At 39.8% G+C, this 16506-nt stretch carries 15 protein-coding genes; 5 read left to right on the top strand and 10 right to left on the bottom strand.

All coding sequences use genetic code 11. The annotated features are described in order from the left end of the window. Positions 1–356 precede the first annotated feature (356 nt). Entirely contained in the window at positions 357–1655 is a 1299-nt protein-coding gene (locus tag EWZ81_RS03900) for an MFS transporter (RefSeq protein ID WP_165549079.1), read from the top strand. A 55-nt stretch (positions 1656–1710) separates the two neighbouring features. Next, complete coding sequence (locus tag EWZ81_RS03895; protein WP_001179179.1) at positions 1711–2520, top strand: flagellar hook-basal body protein; 810 nt, start codon at positions 1711–1713, stop codon at positions 2518–2520. A 212-nt stretch (positions 2521–2732) separates the two neighbouring features. On the opposite strand, the gene EWZ81_RS03890 is transcribed toward EWZ81_RS03895, so the two are convergent. The 10 genes from EWZ81_RS03890 to EWZ81_RS03850 all read right to left on the bottom strand — a co-directional run bounded on the left by EWZ81_RS03890 (position 2733) and on the right by EWZ81_RS03850 (position 12098). Next, positions 2733–2948 carry a hypothetical protein gene (locus EWZ81_RS03890; protein ID WP_165549078.1) on the bottom strand — a complete coding sequence of 72 codons (216 nt, stop codon included), beginning with the start codon at positions 2946–2948 and terminating at the stop codon, positions 2733–2735. Positions 2949–2984: 36 nt separating this feature from the next. Beyond that, positions 2985–3119 carry a hypothetical protein gene (locus EWZ81_RS08605; RefSeq protein ID WP_268902998.1) on the bottom strand — a complete coding sequence of 45 codons (135 nt, stop codon included), beginning with the start codon at positions 3117–3119 and terminating at the stop codon, positions 2985–2987. A gap of 80 nt (positions 3120–3199) precedes the next feature. After that, a complete protein-coding gene (locus EWZ81_RS03885) occupies positions 3200–3436 on the bottom strand; it encodes a hypothetical protein (protein WP_001011849.1) in 237 nt (78 codons plus the stop codon). A gap of 2 nt (positions 3437–3438) precedes the next feature. Continuing rightward, positions 3439–4194 (bottom strand): protein NO VEIN domain-containing protein, encoded by a 756-nt coding sequence (locus EWZ81_RS03880; protein ID WP_165549077.1) that lies wholly within the window; start codon positions 4192–4194, stop codon positions 3439–3441. 15 nt (positions 4195–4209) lie between these two features. Continuing rightward, positions 4210–6000, bottom strand: a complete 1791-nt coding sequence (gene lepA / locus EWZ81_RS03875; RefSeq protein WP_165549094.1) for a translation elongation factor 4 — start codon at positions 5998–6000, stop codon at positions 4210–4212. Positions 6001–6014: 14 nt separating this feature from the next. Next, entirely contained in the window at positions 6015–7865 is a 1851-nt protein-coding gene (gene dxs, locus EWZ81_RS03870; protein WP_165549076.1) for a 1-deoxy-D-xylulose-5-phosphate synthase, read from the bottom strand. 2 nt (positions 7866–7867) lie between these two features. Beyond that, entirely contained in the window at positions 7868–8647 is a 780-nt protein-coding gene (gene fliH, locus EWZ81_RS03865; RefSeq protein ID WP_079357355.1) for a flagellar assembly protein FliH, read from the bottom strand. After that, positions 8634–9665 carry a flagellar motor switch protein FliG gene (fliG, locus tag EWZ81_RS03860; protein WP_000201863.1) on the bottom strand — a complete coding sequence of 344 codons (1032 nt, stop codon included), beginning with the start codon at positions 9663–9665 and terminating at the stop codon, positions 8634–8636. Before fliG ends, fliH begins: the two co-directional genes overlap by 14 nt. A gap of 17 nt (positions 9666–9682) precedes the next feature. Further along, positions 9683–11386 (bottom strand): flagellar basal-body MS-ring/collar protein FliF, encoded by a 1704-nt coding sequence (gene fliF / locus EWZ81_RS03855; RefSeq protein ID WP_165549075.1) that lies wholly within the window; start codon positions 11384–11386, stop codon positions 9683–9685. 43 nt (positions 11387–11429) lie between these two features. Then, positions 11430–12098 (bottom strand): phosphatase PAP2 family protein, encoded by a 669-nt coding sequence (locus EWZ81_RS03850; RefSeq protein ID WP_165549074.1) that lies wholly within the window; start codon positions 12096–12098, stop codon positions 11430–11432. Between the two features lie 257 nt (positions 12099–12355). On the opposite strand from EWZ81_RS03850, the gene pyrG reads away from it, so the two are divergent. The 3 genes from pyrG to EWZ81_RS03835 are packed head-to-tail and all read left to right on the top strand — an operon-like array spanning position 12356 to position 16412. Further along, positions 12356–13972, top strand: a complete 1617-nt coding sequence (gene pyrG / locus EWZ81_RS03845) for a glutamine hydrolyzing CTP synthase (protein ID WP_101003807.1) — start codon at positions 12356–12358, stop codon at positions 13970–13972. Between the two features lie 8 nt (positions 13973–13980). Then, positions 13981–15531: a single-stranded-DNA-specific exonuclease RecJ gene (gene recJ, locus EWZ81_RS03840; RefSeq protein ID WP_165549073.1), complete on the top strand. Its 1551-nt coding sequence runs from the start codon at positions 13981–13983 to the stop codon at positions 15529–15531. Next, positions 15531–16412, top strand: coding sequence for a pseudouridine synthase (locus EWZ81_RS03835; protein ID WP_165549072.1), 882 nt, complete (start codon positions 15531–15533; stop codon positions 16410–16412). Before recJ ends, EWZ81_RS03835 begins: the two co-directional genes overlap by 1 nt. Positions 16413–16506 lie beyond the last annotated feature (94 nt).

Raw genomic sequence — 16506 nt, 5'->3', positions numbered from 1 at the left:
AAATATTATTTTTAATTTTTAAAATTTTTTAAACTTTATTTAATAGTTTTATTTTAAAATTCATTTTCTTAAGGGGATAGAGGCTATTTTGAAATCATTCTCCCCTAAAAACCCCAACTAAGTCCCCTAAAAAACCGCTTTAAAAAGTTACCGCCTGCTTTTTGCAAGCTTTTTATGGTTGATTTTAAAAATGCCTTTGCGTATTTTTTAGATTTTATCACCAACGCTTCATTAAAAACAAAAACTTTTCTCAATGATACAAACGGCACCAACCTTTAACCCATTAATCAAATATTATCTGTGGTTTCCCTAACTCCTAGTAAAATTACCTAAAAATTTCATGTTCAAGGATAGCCATGAACCCCCAGATCCAACCAACCACTAAAAAACCCTTAAAATCCCTTTTAGCCGCTAGTTCAGGTAATTTAGTGGAATGGTATGACTTTTACGCTTATGCGTTCCTTGCCCCTTATTTCGCTAAGGAATTTACCCACACTAACGACCCCACTTTAGCGCTCATCTCAGCTTTTTTGGTTTTCATGCTAGGGTTTTTCATGCGCCCTTTGGGGAGTTTGTTTTTTGGTAAATTGGGGGATAAAAAGGGGCGTAAAACTTCTATGGTGTATTCCATTATCCTTATGGCGTTAGGCTCTTTCATGCTCGCATTGCTCCCCACTAAAGAAATCGTAGGGGAATGGGCGTTTTTGTTTTTATTGTTAGCCAGGCTTTTACAGGGCTTTAGCGTGGGAGGCGAATATGGCGTGGTCGCCACTTACCTCTCTGAATTAGGCAAGAATGGCAAAAAAGGTTTTTATGGCTCTTTTCAATATGTAACTTTAGTTGGAGGGCAACTCTTAGCTATTTTTTCGCTCTTTATCGTTGAAAACATTTACACGCATGAGCAAATCAGCGCGTTCGCTTGGCGTTATTTATTCGCTTTAGGGGGTATATTAGCCTTACTCTCGCTCTTTTTGAGAAATATCATGGAAGAAACTATGGATAATGAAGCGACTCCCCAAAAAGAGACTAATATAAATAATGTAAAAGAAACCCAAAGGGGCAGTTTAAAGGAATTGCTCCACCATAAAAAAGCCTTAATGATAGTCTTTGGGCTAACTATGGGAGGGAGTTTGTGTTTTTACACTTTTACGGTGTATTTAAAAATCTTTTTAACCAACAGCTCATCGTTTAGCCCTAAAGAAAGCAGTTTCATCATGCTTTTAGCACTCTCTTATTTCATCTTCTTACAACCCTTATGCGGGATGCTTGCGGATAAAATCAAACGCACCCAAATGCTGATGGTTTTTGCGATCACAGGGCTTATTGTAACGCCTGTTGTCTTTTATGGCATCAAGCATGCCACTGGCGTGTATGAAGCCCTATTTTATGAAATACTCGCATTGAGCGCGATGAGTTTTTACACTTGCATTGCTGGGGTTATTAAGGCGGAATTATTCCCTGAACATGTGCGAGCGCTTGGCGTGGGTCTAGCCTATGCGATCGCCAATGCGCTTTTTGGAGGGAGCGCGAGTTATGTAGCGTTGCAGTTCAAACAACATGGTTTTGAAGCGGGGTTTGTGGGCTATGTCATGTTGAGTATTGTTATCTTTATGGTTATGGTTATCATATTCCCTAAAAAAACCTATTTGGAGTAAATCTTAGTTTTCATTTGATTTTTGCTATAATTTTTCTTTTAAAAGGATTATTTGCATGCAAAATGGGTATTATGCGGCCACGGGAGCAATGGCGACACAATTTAACCGCTTGGATTTAACCTCTAATAATTTGGCCAACCTAAACACCAACGGCTTTAAAAGAGACGATGCGATTACAGGCGATTTTTTAAGGCTTTACCAAGAATACCGAGAGCAACTGCCCTTAGAAGATCAAACCAAAGCGAGCGCAAAGTATCTCAACCGCAATCTCAATCGTGTGCCTATCCTTTCAGAAATCTATACCGATAGGAGTCTTGGCGCGTTTGAAGGGACGAATAACCCCCTAGATTTTGCTCTAACAAGCCCTAACCTCTATTTTGCGATACAAACTAATGAGGGCGTCGCTTATACCAGAGACGGGCATTTCAGCGTTGATAAAGACGGCTTTTTGGTAACCCTTAATGGCTTTAAGGTGCTTTCACGCTCTGGCTTGAACGAAAAGGGAGGGATCATGCTCATGCCTAACGCTGAAATTGAAGTGGATCAAAATGGCGGAATCACTTTTAGGGATAATGAAGCCCAAATTCAAGCGGGTGCGTTGGCTTTAGTGAGTTTTAGCGAACCAAAAAACCTTAAAAAAATAGGGCAAAACCTTTATACCTATCAGGGCGAAGGCATCCATCAAGTCTCTGACTCTGGCGCGTTAAGGCAATCCATGCTAGAAAAAAGCAATGTCAATGCGGTGCGTGAAATGAGCGCTTTGATTGAAATCAACCGCTTTTTGGACATGTATTCTAAAGTGCTAAAAACCCATCAAGATGACATGAACGCTGAAGCGATCAACAAACTCGCTACAAAAGCTTAGACTTTTGGCGATTTTAAAATCCATAGGAGGGTTTTTACGATACCTTAACTCCCTAATGATGCTTTTTAAAAGCCTTGTTAATCTTTTTTGTATAGCATTAGTTTTAAAAGAGTTTAAAGAATTAAATGCCTTTTCTTTTGTAATCGCTTGCAAAGTAGACGGTAACGCAAGCTTCTCTTTATAGCCGCTAACTACTCAACAATGATTCAATTTTAATTATTTCGTTTGTTGTTTAAAACGCTCTTTATTGTGGTATTCTGTAAGCAAACGCCCCCATTTTTCTTGTTATGGCTCTTGCGTTTTAAGCTCGTTTGTGGCAGGATATTCTCATTAAGGTTTGAGACGCTATAGTTGGTGCCGTCTCCGTAATGATTAGAGAGTGTCGGCTTGGTTTCTAATTCCCTTAATGTTTTTATCGCCCCAATCAAGCTTTTTGATTACCCACTTGACTATCAGCGTCCATTTTAAGATAGAGCCATTTTAAAAGCTTGTAAAAATTTTCTTTCTGCTTCCACTAAATTAGGGTGTAAGAGCAAGTCATTCTTTAAAGCGCTGGTATAGGCGGTGTGTGAGCGAGAGCTTTTATTTTTTAAGTCCAATTTGATTTTATCTTTTTGGCATAACCAACACTATATCTAAAGAGATCTTTTTTCTTGTTTGTGAATGTAGTTTTATATTCTTACTCCAACGCCAAGTCAATCAAAATTTGCCAATTCTCTTTATAGTGTTGGAGTTGCGACAAGCTCTTTGTGTTGCCCCATTCTTGTGTGTCTTCAATAGGGATAATATAGCATTCGCTCGTGCGAGTGTCTATCCCTAAAATCAAATCGCAATCTTTTTTGGTGTATTTGTAAGTGCGTTTAGGGGCATTCCTATCAATTTGAACCCCACTCCTATAGCCCCCTGTAAAATTCAAAGTTATTTTATTTGCCCTATTAAATGGTATTCTAAAATGCTTTTTTGCTTTCTTTCACATGCCTTAAATTCTAAATGCTTTAAGGGGTTAGCGATAGATAAAAGATAGGGTTTTTCACTCAAATTCAATACCACTACAAGCACATAATCATGGCTATACGCTTGTGCTTGTTCGTATTCTTTTTGGGTCAATCTCAATGCCCCTTGCTTTTCTCTAATCCCCTTAACTTCCACTAAAAACGCCTGCTTGTTGGTTTGAATGTAGAAGTCATACCCATCGCCAAAAAGACGCATGTCTTTTAAACTCCCACAAGAAAACACTTCTATATTTTTATAGTGGTTTAAAAAATACAACTCTGCCTCTAAGCCTGTTTCTTGCATGCTTTTATAACGAGTTTTAAGGTAAGCGTTAGGGGTAATGTCTAGTTGAATGCCATATTGTTCTTGTAAAAATAATTTCACAATATGGCTAAAACCTTTAGCATCTTCATCTTTAAACAAGCTATCAATCCATAATTTTCTATGGATATATGCATCGCCTTTTTGCCACCAACCTTTGCGTTTGTTAGGAAAAAAATAATCAAATAAATCCATGCGATTTTTGATAACGCCAGTCGTTTCAGCCAAGCCGATTTGGACGCAATATTCAAAAAAAGCGTTTTTAGTAGAAAAACCAAATTCTTTAATAAAGTCATTATCAAATTTTGCCAAAGCATAGCCTATGAGATTTAAAATTTCATAATTTCTATGTTTTGCCATAGACTTAGCAACGCCCTAATCAATCTTTAATATCGCTAAAAACGCTTCTTGGGGAAGTTCCACCTTACCGATAGCTTTCATGCGTTTCTTACCCTCTTTTTGCTTTTCTAAAAGTTTTCTTTTTCGTGTAATATCGCCCCCATAGCACTTAGCCGTTACATTCTTACCGACAGATTTGATCGTCTCTCTGGCGATGATTTTATTGCCTACGCTCGCTTGGATAGCGACTTCAAAAAGCTGTCTTGGGATAAGCTCTTTCATCGTTTCCACTAAAGCTCGCCCCTTTTCATACGCCTTGTTTTTATCTATAATGATAGAAAGCGCATCCACCACATCGCCTGCTACCCTCACATCTAACTTCACCAAATGAGCCTCTCTGTTTTCTATCGGCTCATAATCAAAGCTCGCATACCCTTTCGTGCAAGATTTGAGCTTGTCATAAAAATCCATCACAATTTCATTGCTCGGCAAGGAATAAGTGAGCATGACACGAGATTGGTTTAAATATTCCATTTTTTCTTGAATGCCTCTTTTATTGTTCAATAACTGCATTAAATTACCCAAAAATTCACTCGGCGTGATGATTGTCGCCCTCACAAAAGGCTCTTTGATGCAAGCGATATAATTTTCAGGGGGCAATTCGCTAGGGTTTTGGACATATTTGATGCTATTATCCGTTAGATGCACTTCATACACCACCGTGGGAGCGGTAGCGATTAAATTAAGGCCAAATTCCCTTTCCAGCCTTTCTTTGATCACTTCCATGTGCAATAACCCTAAAAAGCCCACCCTAAAGCCAAAGCCAAGCGCCACAGAGCTTTCAGGCTCAAAATTTAAAGCGCAATCGTTAAGCTGGAGTTTCAATAGCGCTTCTCTTAAATCTTCAAACCGGTCCGTTTCTATAGGGTAAAGCCCCGCAAAAACAAAGGGTTTGGCCGGCATAAAGCCCTCAATGGGTTTAGGGGTAGGGTTTTTAGCGTCTGTGAGCGTATCACCCACTGCAATATCCGTAACGCTCTTTAGCCCCAAACTCACAATGCCAATCTCGCCGCATTCTAAACTCTTGGTGGGGATTTTTTTCAAAGGGTTAGGGTAGTATAGCCCTAAAACGCCATGTTTTTTACCCGTCCCCATCACTAAAATTTCTTGCTCGGTGTTGATGCTCCCATCCATGATACGCACTAGTGCTAACGCCCCTAAATAATTGTCAAACCATGAATCATAAATGAGCGCTTTTAAAGGATTATTAGGATCACCGCTAGGGGCAGGAATGGTGGTAATGATTTTTTCTAACAAATCTTTAATGCCAAGCTTAGCTTTAGCGCTCACTTCATTAGCATTAGAGCAATCAATCCCTATCGTGTCTTCTATATCCTGTTTGACTTCTAAAACATTCGCATTAGGCAAATCAATTTTATTGATCACCGGTAAAATCTCTAAATTGTTATCTAAAGCGATATAAGTGTTGGCAATGGTTTGCGCTTCCACGCCTTGAGTGGCATCCACCACCAATAACGCCCCTTCGCACGAACACAAAGAGCGAGACACTTCATAACTAAAATCCACATGCCCTGGGGTGTCAATGAGGTTTAAAACATAATTCTCCCCCTTAAAAGTGTAATTCAAGCGCACGCTTTGAGCCTTAATCGTAATGCCCCTTTCTTTTTCAATATCCATAGTGTCCATCACTTGGCTCTTCATTTCTCTGTTACTGATAGCGTTGCATTCAGCGATCAAACAATCCGCTAAAGTGCTTTTACCATGGTCAATGTGAGCGATAATGGAAAAATTACGGATATTTTTCATTGGCACTTTTGATTTCATCTCTCTTGTCCTAAATCTTTTAAAATAGCGTCAGTCAAACTCTCTGTGTCTAAGCCTAAGGATTTTTCCACTAAAGCGGTGTTCCCATGCATGATAAATTCATCCATGATTTCAAAGCTTTTAACAGGCTTTAAAATATTTTGTTCGCTCAAAAACTCTAAAATCGCACTAGCTACCCCCCCAAGCTTGTAATTATCGCTAAAAACATAGAGCTTTTGATAAGGGGCAATAATCGCGCTTAAATTTGGATCTAAGGGCTTTAAAAACCTGAGATCCAAGAGCGCGCATTCTATGTTTTTTTCTTTTAAAGCCAGTTGGACCAAATGCGCCCGTCCCACGCCATTACCATAGCCTATGAGTAAAATTTCGCCCTCTTTTTTCAGCAATTCGCTTTGCCCCAAAACAAAACCGCTAGGCTCAAAAACCCCCTCTTTTAGTGCAAACGACCCCCTAGGGTAGCGGAACGCGCAAGGGCTTGAATCATGCTCATTAGCAAAATACACGGCGTTTTTTAAAGTCTCATTGTCTCGTGGGGCAAAAATGACCATGTTAGGGATAGAGCGCAAATACGACACGTCTAAAAGCCCTTGGTGCGTCTCGCCATCTTCGCCCACAATCCCAGCCCTATCAATGGCTAATTTAATCGGTAGGCTAGAAATGCAAGCGTCATGCACAATGGAATCATAAGCCCTCTGTAAAAAAGTAGAATAGATACTCACAAAAGGTTTAAACCCCTCTTTAGCCATAGCGCTGCTAGAAGTTAGGGCGTGTTGTTCGGCGATAGCGACATCAAAAAAGCGCAAAGGGTAAGCGTCAATAAGTTTGTCTAACCCTGTGCCGCTAGGCATCGCCGCAGTTACGCCTACGATTTTTTCATCTTTCTTGGCTAATTCTAAAAGGGTGTTAGAATACGCTTCAGTGGGCGATAAAATCGCGCTTTTGGATTTTTTAGACAAGCCGGTATCCAAATCAAAAGGCCCCACCCCATGCCATTTTTCATAGCGCCCTTCAGCGATCTTATAGCCTTTGCCTTTTAAGGTTTGTGCATGGATTAGCACCGGTTCTTTAAGCTCTTTGGCTAATTTTAAGGTTTCAATAATCGCGCTCAAATCATGCCCATTAATAGGCCCTATATAGTTAATGCCCAATTCTTCAAAAAACACGCCTGGGGTGATGAGTTTGAAAGATTCTTCAAAGCGACTCGCTAAGTAATTCACGCTTTCAGGTAAGGTGCTTAAAATTTTTTTGACTTTAGAGCGGAAAGACTGATAAAACGGGCCCTTCATCAGCTGGCTAAGGGCTTTGGATAAAGCGCCAATAGGCGTGCTGATACTCATTTCATTATCGTTCAAAATCATGATCATGGGGTATTTCCTATCGCCCAGTTCGTTTAAGGCTTCATAAAAAATCCCCGCGCTAATGCTCCCATCGCCTAATAAAGCGATAGGCATGCCTAACGCCTGTTTCAAACAAAAAGCTTTAGCCACTCCCACGCCTATGGACACCGAAGTGGAACTATGCCCGGCGATGAAATAATCGTATGCGCTCTCGCTGGGTTTAGTAAAGCCGCTCAAACCTTGAAATTGCCTTAGAGTGCTAAAGCTTTCAAAGCGCCCGGTTAAAAGCTTGTGAGCGTAAGCTTGGTGCGAAGTGTCAAAAATGAAAGGGTTTTTTTGGCAATCAAATAAGGCATGCATGCCCACAATCAGCTCCACAGCCCCTAAAGAAGAGCTTAAATGCCCCCCATTAGCGCTCACCACCTCTAAAATACGACTCCGCAGCGTTTGACACACCAACTCCAAGCCTGCAATATCATTAGGGTTTAAATCAAAAGTTTTATTTTGCAAAATCACACCTTAAAATTTTCCAACACGCTTTCTTTGAGCGTTTTAAAGCGCTCCATCAAATTCCCATCAAGGCTCCCGTTAGAGCTAGTGATCATAACGCCTCCTTTAGAAATAGCCTCATTGCTCTCCAATTTGATTTTGGAAGCGTTTTGCAAACGCTCGTTTAAATAAGGGTAATCCAAGGGATTGACTTTTAAATGAATATCCGTTGCGTCTAAAACGTTTTTTAAAAGCTCTTCAGCCAAAGCAAGGGCCACTTTTTGGCTGTTGTCTTCCACTTCTTTAAGGATCACTTCTTTGGCAATATCTATCGCAATCGCGCTCAGTTCCTTTTCTAAGGCCATTAAATGATCTTCTGATTTTTTCATTTTTTCATCTAAAGCGGTGATCGCATGCAAAAGCTGGTTTTTTTCTTCATTCACGCTGTGAGTGAGTTCGTTACGCATTTTTTCTTCGCCCTCTTTAAAGCCGATTTTATAGCCATCGTTTTTAGCGTTTTCAATCAAAACTTTGCTCTCTTCTTGGGCTTTTTCAAATTGCATTTGCAATTTCACCAAATGGCTTGAAAGCTCGTCGGTTTTTTTTAATAAGCAATCAATTAAATCGTTTTCTATCGCTTTTTTTTCCAAAGGCTCTTGGGGGTGGTTAGGCGTTTCTAAAGACGCGCCATTAGGATTGGTTTTAGGGGGTAAGTTTGCCATGCTCTTAAATTCGTATTTTTGAATGTCATGCTTATTCAAATGGTCTTTTTGGATCAAGTTTTTACGGCTATTCAATGACATCTTCCTCTTCACCGGTTTGGATCACGCCTTTTTCTTGCAAGCTCTGCACGATTTCAATGATCTTTCTTTGGGCCACATCCACATCTTTGATTTTAACCGCCCCTAAATACTGCATTTCTTCCACAAATTGCTCTGCGGCCCTACTACTCATGTTGTTTAAGAATTTATCGGTTAAATCTTTCGTGGAAGTTTTTAAGGCTAAAGACAAGTCTTTTTTGTCCGCTACTTTCAAAATCTCTCTGATGGCGAAATTATCCAATTTCACAATGTCTTCAAAAGTGAACATCATTTCTTTAATCGCGCCGGCGAGCTTGTTATCCACGCTTTCAATGCGAGCGAGTGTGGTTTTAGCGCTCTTTTGGCCTAAGCGGTTAAAGATTTCAGCCACCGCTCTTAAGCCACCCACTTCAATTTTATAACTAGTGAGCGATTCTAGTTTGTTTTCTAACACCGTGGAAACCCTTTTAACCACTTGGGGCGATATTTCGCCTAAATTCGCCATTCTAATGGAGATTTCCGCTTTCATTTCATCAGGGAAATAGCTCAAAGTCTCAGCCGCATTAGGGGCTTCCATGTGGGCTAAAATCAAGGCAATGGTTTGAGGGTGTTCGTTAATGATGAAATCAGCGAGTTGTTGGGGCTTGATTTTGCCTAAATAAGCGAAGTTTTTTTGCGTTTGCAAGCTTTTAGTGAGCTTGTCCATCACTTTCCTGGCTTCTTCACTCCCTAAAGTCCTGGTTAAAAGCTCTCTAGCGTATTCTAAACCGCCGGTATTGATGTATTGGTTAGACTGAAAGATCGCAAAAAATTCCTCTAAAACCGCCGCGCCGATTTGCTTGTCCGTGCCGTTTAATTGCACGATTTGCTTAGAAATCTCTGTAATGGAGTCAATGTCTAAATGCCTTAAAATCTCGCCTGTGGTGTCTTCGCCCACTTGAATGAGTAAAATAGCGATTTTTTCACTCATGGAAAGTTCGTCTAATTGAGCCTTTTGTTTGGGGGTAAGCTTGGTTGCCATTTTTAACCTTCTATCTTTTAACCTTTCGTGCTGTCTGAAGAGATTTCATCTTTGATTAGGAGTTTAAAGAGCATGGCGATTTCATCAGGGCGTTCTTTAAGGGTCCCTCTAATCTTTTCTAAAATAATTTCGTATCTTACTTCTTCTTCGCTAAAGGTTGCATTAAGCCCTAATTGATCTTCTACTTTTTTCCTCAAATCGCCCAGTTTGTTCAATTCATCTTCTTCTTCATCCATTTCTTCAAACATGGATTTCACTTCCTTATCTTCATCAGGCACCACTTCTAGCATGCGTTCGCTGAAAGGCACAATCACTTTTTTATAGAAAATAAATAGCACTATAAACACTAAAATATACTTGATTAAAGGCGTGAATGAGCCTAAGATTTTTTGAGTTTTGTGCATGATTTTTTCGCTCAAAGTAGCGTTATCAATCATGGGCGCCATAGGGTTAAACTCAAAATTGCTCACCGCCACATCATCGCCTCTATTTTGATTATAGCCAATGGCTTGTTTCACTAGGGCGTTGATTTTTTTAAGCGATTCATCGCTCAAAGGCTCGTATTCTAAAGCGTTTGCCCCATCTTTAAGAGCGATTTTATACTTGCCATCCACCACAACCGCCGCATTCAAACGCACTAAAGTGCCAAACTCGCCCTTGATCTCGCTAATGGTTTTACCCACTTCATAATTGGTCGTGTTTTGAGACTTTTCGTATTTTTCTGGCTCTTTATTGTCCTTCAATCCTTGCACAGGCCCGATATTGCTCACAACTCCCGGCACGCCGCCGACTTGTTTTTTAGGAGTGCCTTCTTTTTTCTCTTCTAAATTTTGCTCGCTTCTTACGACATTATTGGGATCAAAAGTCTCTTTGGTGCTTTTCTTTTGGCTGAAATCAAACTCCGCATTGACCCTTGCGACCACCTTGTTTTTACCCCCCACAATAGGGGCTAAAATATTGACGATCTTATTTTCTAAAATGTTTTCAAAATTTTGTTTGTAATGCAATTGCTCTAGGGCCAATTCTTTGGAGTTTTCTAATATATCGCCTTCGCCTATTGATTCGCCGTTTTCATTCACGATTTTCACATTTTCTATCGTGAGTTTAGGCACAGCTGCAGCGATTAAATTTTTAATCCCTAAAATTTGAGTGGGTGAAAGCTTCATGTCAGGCTTGAGTTTGAGCATCACCGAAGCGCTAGGAGGGACTTCTTTAGCCACAAACACGCTGTCTTTAGGGATTGCAATATGCACATTGGCTTTCAAAATGGGGTTTAAACTTTCAATCGTGCGCGACAATTCCCCCTCAATGGCGCGAATGAGTTTGATATTTTGATCAAAATCAGTCGCCCCAAAGTCTTTAGTGTCAAAGATTTCAAAGCCCACTTTACTCGTTTTAGGGATCCCTTGAGAAGCCAAAGTGATCCTTTCTTCATACACTTTATCTTTAGGGATAAGAATGGTGTCGTCTTTGGAGACTTTATAAGGGATTTGGTTTTGCTGGAGGTGCTGCAAGATTAAAGCGTTATCGCTAGAATCCAATCTTTCAAATAAAACCCCATAACCCCCTTGCGCGTAGTCTTTTTCTTTAAAGGGATAGAGCAATAAAAACACAAGCAAAGCGGTGATCAAAACCCCCGCTGCGATCAGGGCGATTTTTTGCTTTTTATTGAGCTTGATGAAAAAATCAACAATCCGTTGCAATAATACCTTTAAATCCAATATTAAAACCTTGATAAAATTTTCATTCTTTTAAGCCGTTCGCTTAGATCTTTTGGAACACACTCAAATAAATCCCTATGGAAAAACAAGCCCCTAACGCCCCTAAACAAAACCCTCCTAAAACACTGCTAAAAGACACCCCTAAAACAATCAGCACTAAGCTTATTAAAAGAATCAAACCAAGCAAGCTATAAGAGAGAATGTTTTGAAATATTTGATGCGTGATCAAATGGGGTATCAATAAAACAAGCAACCCATAAAAAAGGGCTAAAGAAAGCACAATAGCACTAGGGAAATTAGCGCTGTGCGAAAGCCATTGAACAGAATGCAAAAAAAGGTGTTTTAAAGATTCTAAAAGGGCTTCAAATAAGATCACGCTTAGCACAAACCACACCCCAAGCACTAAATTTCTGCGATAAAGGCTTAAAAACACCCCCACCAACAAGCTCAAAGGCAACACGAATTGAGAAGAGCCTAAACGGGCGATATTTTGGAGGATTAGAGTTAAAATAGGGCTGGAATTAAAGGGGGTTGAACGCGCGAAATTAAAAATGGCATTATCCATTGAATTGGCGTAATCAAAAAAAACCAAGCCAGCAATAAGGATAAAAAATACACTAAAAATACCCCCTAAAAGAAACAGGGTTTTAACTGGTAATAAGAAAAATGGTTTGGGTTGTGTGGAAACATTTTTGAAAGAATTTTCAGCCATTATTTAAAACCCTTCTAGTAGTTAATTCAAAACTTATATTATACGCCAACGAATTTTAAAATCGCTCTTAAAAGTTTTAAGACAATGAAGTTTAAACGCATAAAAGCTTTTCATTTTAATCAAACCTAACTAATAAGAAACTGAAATTGTTTTTTTTTTTTTTTGAAATCGCTTTAATTTTTGCCCTCTTTTAAAGCTTTTTAACCCTTTTTAGACTACAATTTTAAGAAGTAAAAATCAAAGGAACGCAATAACTTATGGATAGAGCCAAATTTATATTCGTTACAGGGGGCGTGTTAAGCTCTCTAGGGAAAGGGATTTCATCTTCTTCAATCGCTACGCTTTTGCAGCATTGCAATTACCAGGTTTCTATTTTGAAGATTGATCCTTATATTAATATTGATCCAGGCACCATGAGTCCTTTAGAGCATGGGGAAGTGTTTGTTACTAGCGATGGCGCTGAAACGGATTTAGACATCGGGCATTATGAACGCTTTTTGAACAGGAATTTAACGAGGTTGAATAATTTCACCACCGGGCAGATTTTTTCAAGCGTGATAGAAAATGAAAGGAAAGGGGAATATTTAGGCAAAACCATTCAAATCGTCCCCCATGTAACCGATGAAATCAAAAGGCGCATTAAAAGCGCGGCTAAGGGGTTGGATTTTTTAATCGTGGAAGTGGGCGGAACCGTGGGCGATATGGAGGGCATGTTTTATTTGGAAGCGATCCGCCAGCTTAAACTGGAATTAGGGAATGAAAAAGTCATCAATGTGCATGTAACCTTGATCCCCTATATCCAAACCACTAACGAATTAAAAACCAAACCCACGCAACATTCCGTCCAGGAATTAAGGCGTCTTGGTGTAACCCCTCAAATCATTTTGGCGCGATCGCCTAAGCCTTTGGATAAAGAATTGAAAAAGAAAATCGCTTTGAGTTGCGATGTGGAGCAAGACAGCGTGATTGTGGCCACAGACACTAAAAGCATTTACGCATGCCCTATTCTTTTCTTGCAAGAAGGCATTTTAACCCCCATTGCCAGACGCTTTAATTTGAATAAACTACACCCCAAAATGGCGGCTTGGAACACTTTAGTAGAAAAGATTATCGCTCCTAAACACAAAGTCAAAATTGGTTTTGTGGGCAAGTATTTAAGCTTAAAAGAATCTTATAAATCCTTGATTGAAGCCCTAATCCATGCGGGGGCGCATTTGGATACGCAAGTCAATATTGAATGGCTGGATAGCGAGAATTTTAATGAAAAGACTGATTTAGAGGGCGTTGATGCGATTTTAGTGCCGGGGGGCTTTGGAGAAAGGGGGATTGAAGGAAAAATTTGCGCCATTCAAAGGGCTAGGTTAGAAAAACTCCCCTTTTTAGGGATTTGTTTGGGCATGCAATTAGCGATCGTTGAATTTTGCCGCAATGTTTTGGGTTTAAAAGGGGCTAACTCTACGGAGTTTAACCAACGCTGCGAATACCCTGTGGTGTATTTGATTGGAGATTTTATGGATCAAAACCACCAAAAACAGGTGCGTACCTATAATTCGCCTTTAGGAGGCACCATGCGATTAGGGGAATACGAATGCGAAATCATGCCTAATAGCTTGTTAGAAAAAGCTTATAAAAAGCCTAACATTAAAGAAAGACACCGCCATCGTTATGAAATCAACCCCAAATACCGCCAAGAATGGGAAAATAAGGGCTTGAAGGTGGTGGGTTTTGGAGCGAATCATTTGATTGAAGCGATTGAATTAGAAGATCACCCGTTCTTTGTGGGGGTGCAATTCCACCCGGAATTCACCTCCAGGTTGCAAAGCCCTAACCCTATTATTTTGGATTTCATTAAGAGCGCTCTTTCTAAATCCTAATCTAACAAATGAAACAAAAGCTTAAAGCTCAAATCAAAGAGCGCATGACTTCTATCGCCTATAATGAAAAAGGGTTTCCTAGCCCCTTTTTATTTAAAGACTTGAAAAAAGCCGCACTCAAAATCATAGAAGCCATGCGCGCAAACACAGAAATTTTAGTGGTGGGCGATTATGACGCTGACGGCGTGATTAGCTCTGCTATCATGGCAAAATTTTTTGAAAGCCTAAACTATAAGCATGTCCGCATTGCAATCCCTAATCGCTTCATGGATGGCTATGGGATTTCTAAAAAATTTTTAGAAAAACACCACGCCCCTTTAATCATCACGGTGGATAACGGGATTAACGCCTTTGAAGCCGCGCGATTTTGTAAAGAAAAAAACTACACCCTAATCATCACCGATCACCATTGCTTACACCATGATAAAATTCCAGACGCCTATGCGGTGATCAACTCCAAGCAACCGGATTGTGATTTTATCCAAAAGGAAGTGTGCGGGGCGTTGGTAGCGTTTTATCTATGCTATGGGATCCATCAGCTTTTAGGAAAAGAAAAAAGCCATTCTAGTGAGTTATTGTGCTTAGCGGGCGTGGCGACTATTGCTGATATGATGCCTTTGACTTTTTTTAACCGCTTTTTAGTTTCTAAAGCCTTGTATTTTTTGCAAAAAGAATCCTTAGGGGCGATGGGGTTTTTACGCCAAAGAGAAGTTTTTAGAAAACGCTCTTTAAAAGCGAGCGATATTTCTTTCAACATCGCCCCCTTAATCAACTCCGCAGGGCGCATGCAAGACGCTAAAATGGCTTTAGATTTTTTAAGCGCGAATAATTTTCAAGATAGCTATTCTTTGTATGAACGCTTGAAAGCATGCAATTTGAAGCGTAAAATGATCCAACAGCAGGTTTTTGAAGAAGCCTTTAAGCATGCGATGGTTGGAGAAAAAATTATCGTCGCTTTTAAAGATAATTGGCATGAGGGCGTGCTGGGGATCGTGGCTTCAAAATTAGTGGAAGCCACTCAAAAACCAAGCCTGGTTTTTACCTTTAAAGAAGGGGTGTATAAAGGGAGCGCTCGTAGCTCTCCAAATATTGACTTGATTGACGCTTTGAATGGGGTTTCTTCTTTATTGCTCGGCTATGGAGGGCATAGGCAAGCTTGCGGGCTGAGCGTTGGAAAAAACAATATCGTCTCGCTCTTTGAAACTTTAGAAAATTTTGATTTTAAAGTCTTGCCTTTTTGTGAAACAGAACCCCCTTTAACGCTCAAATTAAAAGACATTGACAGAGAGCTTTTAGAGATTATAGAGATGGGCGAACCTTATGGGCAAGAAAACCCTGAACCCCTATTCCAAGCAAAAAATTTAGAAGTCATAGAAGAAAAAATCATTAAAGAAAGCCACCAGGTTTTGCGTTTTAAGGATAAAGAATGCGTCAAAGAGGCGATTTATTTTAACGCTGAGCGGTTTTTGAAAGCGGGTGAAAAGGTGAGCGTGCTTTTTAGCGTGGAATTAGATGAGTGTTCTAATGAGCCTAAAATGTTTGTTAAAAGTTTGTTGTAGTGCCTTTTGTTGAAGAAGAATTTGAAATTTTAAAACCCACCAAAGCCTTGTTTTTGGTGCGCGATGTTTTAAAATGCTCTTTAAAAGAAGCCCAACGCCACCTTGACAAGCAACGCTTAAAACAAAACCAACAAGCCGTGCGTAAATCTCAAATGATTCAAGGGGTCGTTCGCTTGATTTATTTCAAGCCCAATGAAAAACAAGAAAAGCTTGTTTTTGAGACTAAGGATTTTGGCGCATTTGACAAACCCGCTCAAGTCTATACCCACCCTAAAGGCTATTTTTACCATGAAAGTTTATTAGATTGCATCCAATCTCATTTGGGCAAAAACGCCCACCCAGCCCACAGGCTAGACTATGAAACGAGCGGGTTGGTTTTAGCGGGCAAGACCTTACAAAGCACTAAGGATTTAAAAGTGCTTTTCATGCAAAAAAAAGTGAAAAAAACTTATTTAGCGCTAGCGCATGGGTTGGTTGAAAAAAGCATGAAAATAGACAAACCCATTCTAACGCCACAAAACATTCAAAAAGACTTGCGCATTCGATCTCAAATTTCTCCTTTAGGCAAGCCTTCAATCACGCTTGTTGAGCCTTTAAGCTATAACCCTTTTTTGGATATAAGCTTACTCAAAATCACCCCACTCACCGGGCGCACGCACCAGATCCGCTTGCATTTAAGCAGTATGAATCACAGGATCGTGGGTGAGGGGCTTTATGGGGTGGCAGATGAAAACGCTAGAGAATACCTTCAATTAAAGCGTGAAAATAACGCCCCAACCCTCATGCTCCATGCCGCTAGTTTAGAGTTTGAATTTAAAGGAGCGATCTATCAAATCGCTTCCCCAATGCCTGAACGCTTCATGCCCTTTTTAAAAGATTGACCCCCTTTTTTATTGATTATCCCCTGATTGCTTTTTTTGATTATTTTTTTGATTATTTTTTTGATTATTTTTTTGATTATTTTTTTGATTATTT

The organism is Helicobacter pylori (assembly GCF_011140715.1).
GTDB lineage: Bacteria > Campylobacterota > Campylobacteria > Campylobacterales > Helicobacteraceae > Helicobacter > Helicobacter pylori_DA.
Note: the sequence above shows the minus strand (reverse complement) of the source record. Positions and strands in the feature narration are given on the sequence as shown.

What these genes read in the sequence shown, in the direction of transcription:
- lepA (WP_165549094.1), bottom strand. Translation starts at nt 6,000, where the DNA reads ATGAAAAATATCCGTAATTTTTCCATTATCGCTCACATTGACCATGGT.
- pyrG (WP_101003807.1), top strand. Translation starts at nt 12,356, where the DNA reads ATGGATAGAGCCAAATTTATATTCGTTACAGGGGGCGTGTTAAGCTCT.
- fliH (WP_079357355.1), bottom strand. Translation starts at nt 8,647, where the DNA reads ATGTCATTGAATAGCCGTAAAAACTTGATCCAAAAAGACCATTTGAAT.
- EWZ81_RS03895 (WP_001179179.1), top strand. Translation starts at nt 1,711, where the DNA reads ATGCAAAATGGGTATTATGCGGCCACGGGAGCAATGGCGACACAATTT.
- EWZ81_RS03900 (WP_165549079.1), top strand. Translation starts at nt 357, where the DNA reads ATGAACCCCCAGATCCAACCAACCACTAAAAAACCCTTAAAATCCCTT.
- EWZ81_RS03850 (WP_165549074.1), bottom strand. Translation starts at nt 12,098, where the DNA reads ATGGCTGAAAATTCTTTCAAAAATGTTTCCACACAACCCAAACCATTT.
- fliG (WP_000201863.1), bottom strand. Translation starts at nt 9,665, where the DNA reads ATGGCAACCAAGCTTACCCCCAAACAAAAGGCTCAATTAGACGAACTT.
- EWZ81_RS03880 (WP_165549077.1), bottom strand. Translation starts at nt 4,194, where the DNA reads ATGGCAAAACATAGAAATTATGAAATTTTAAATCTCATAGGCTATGCT.
- recJ (WP_165549073.1), top strand. Translation starts at nt 13,981, where the DNA reads ATGAAACAAAAGCTTAAAGCTCAAATCAAAGAGCGCATGACTTCTATC.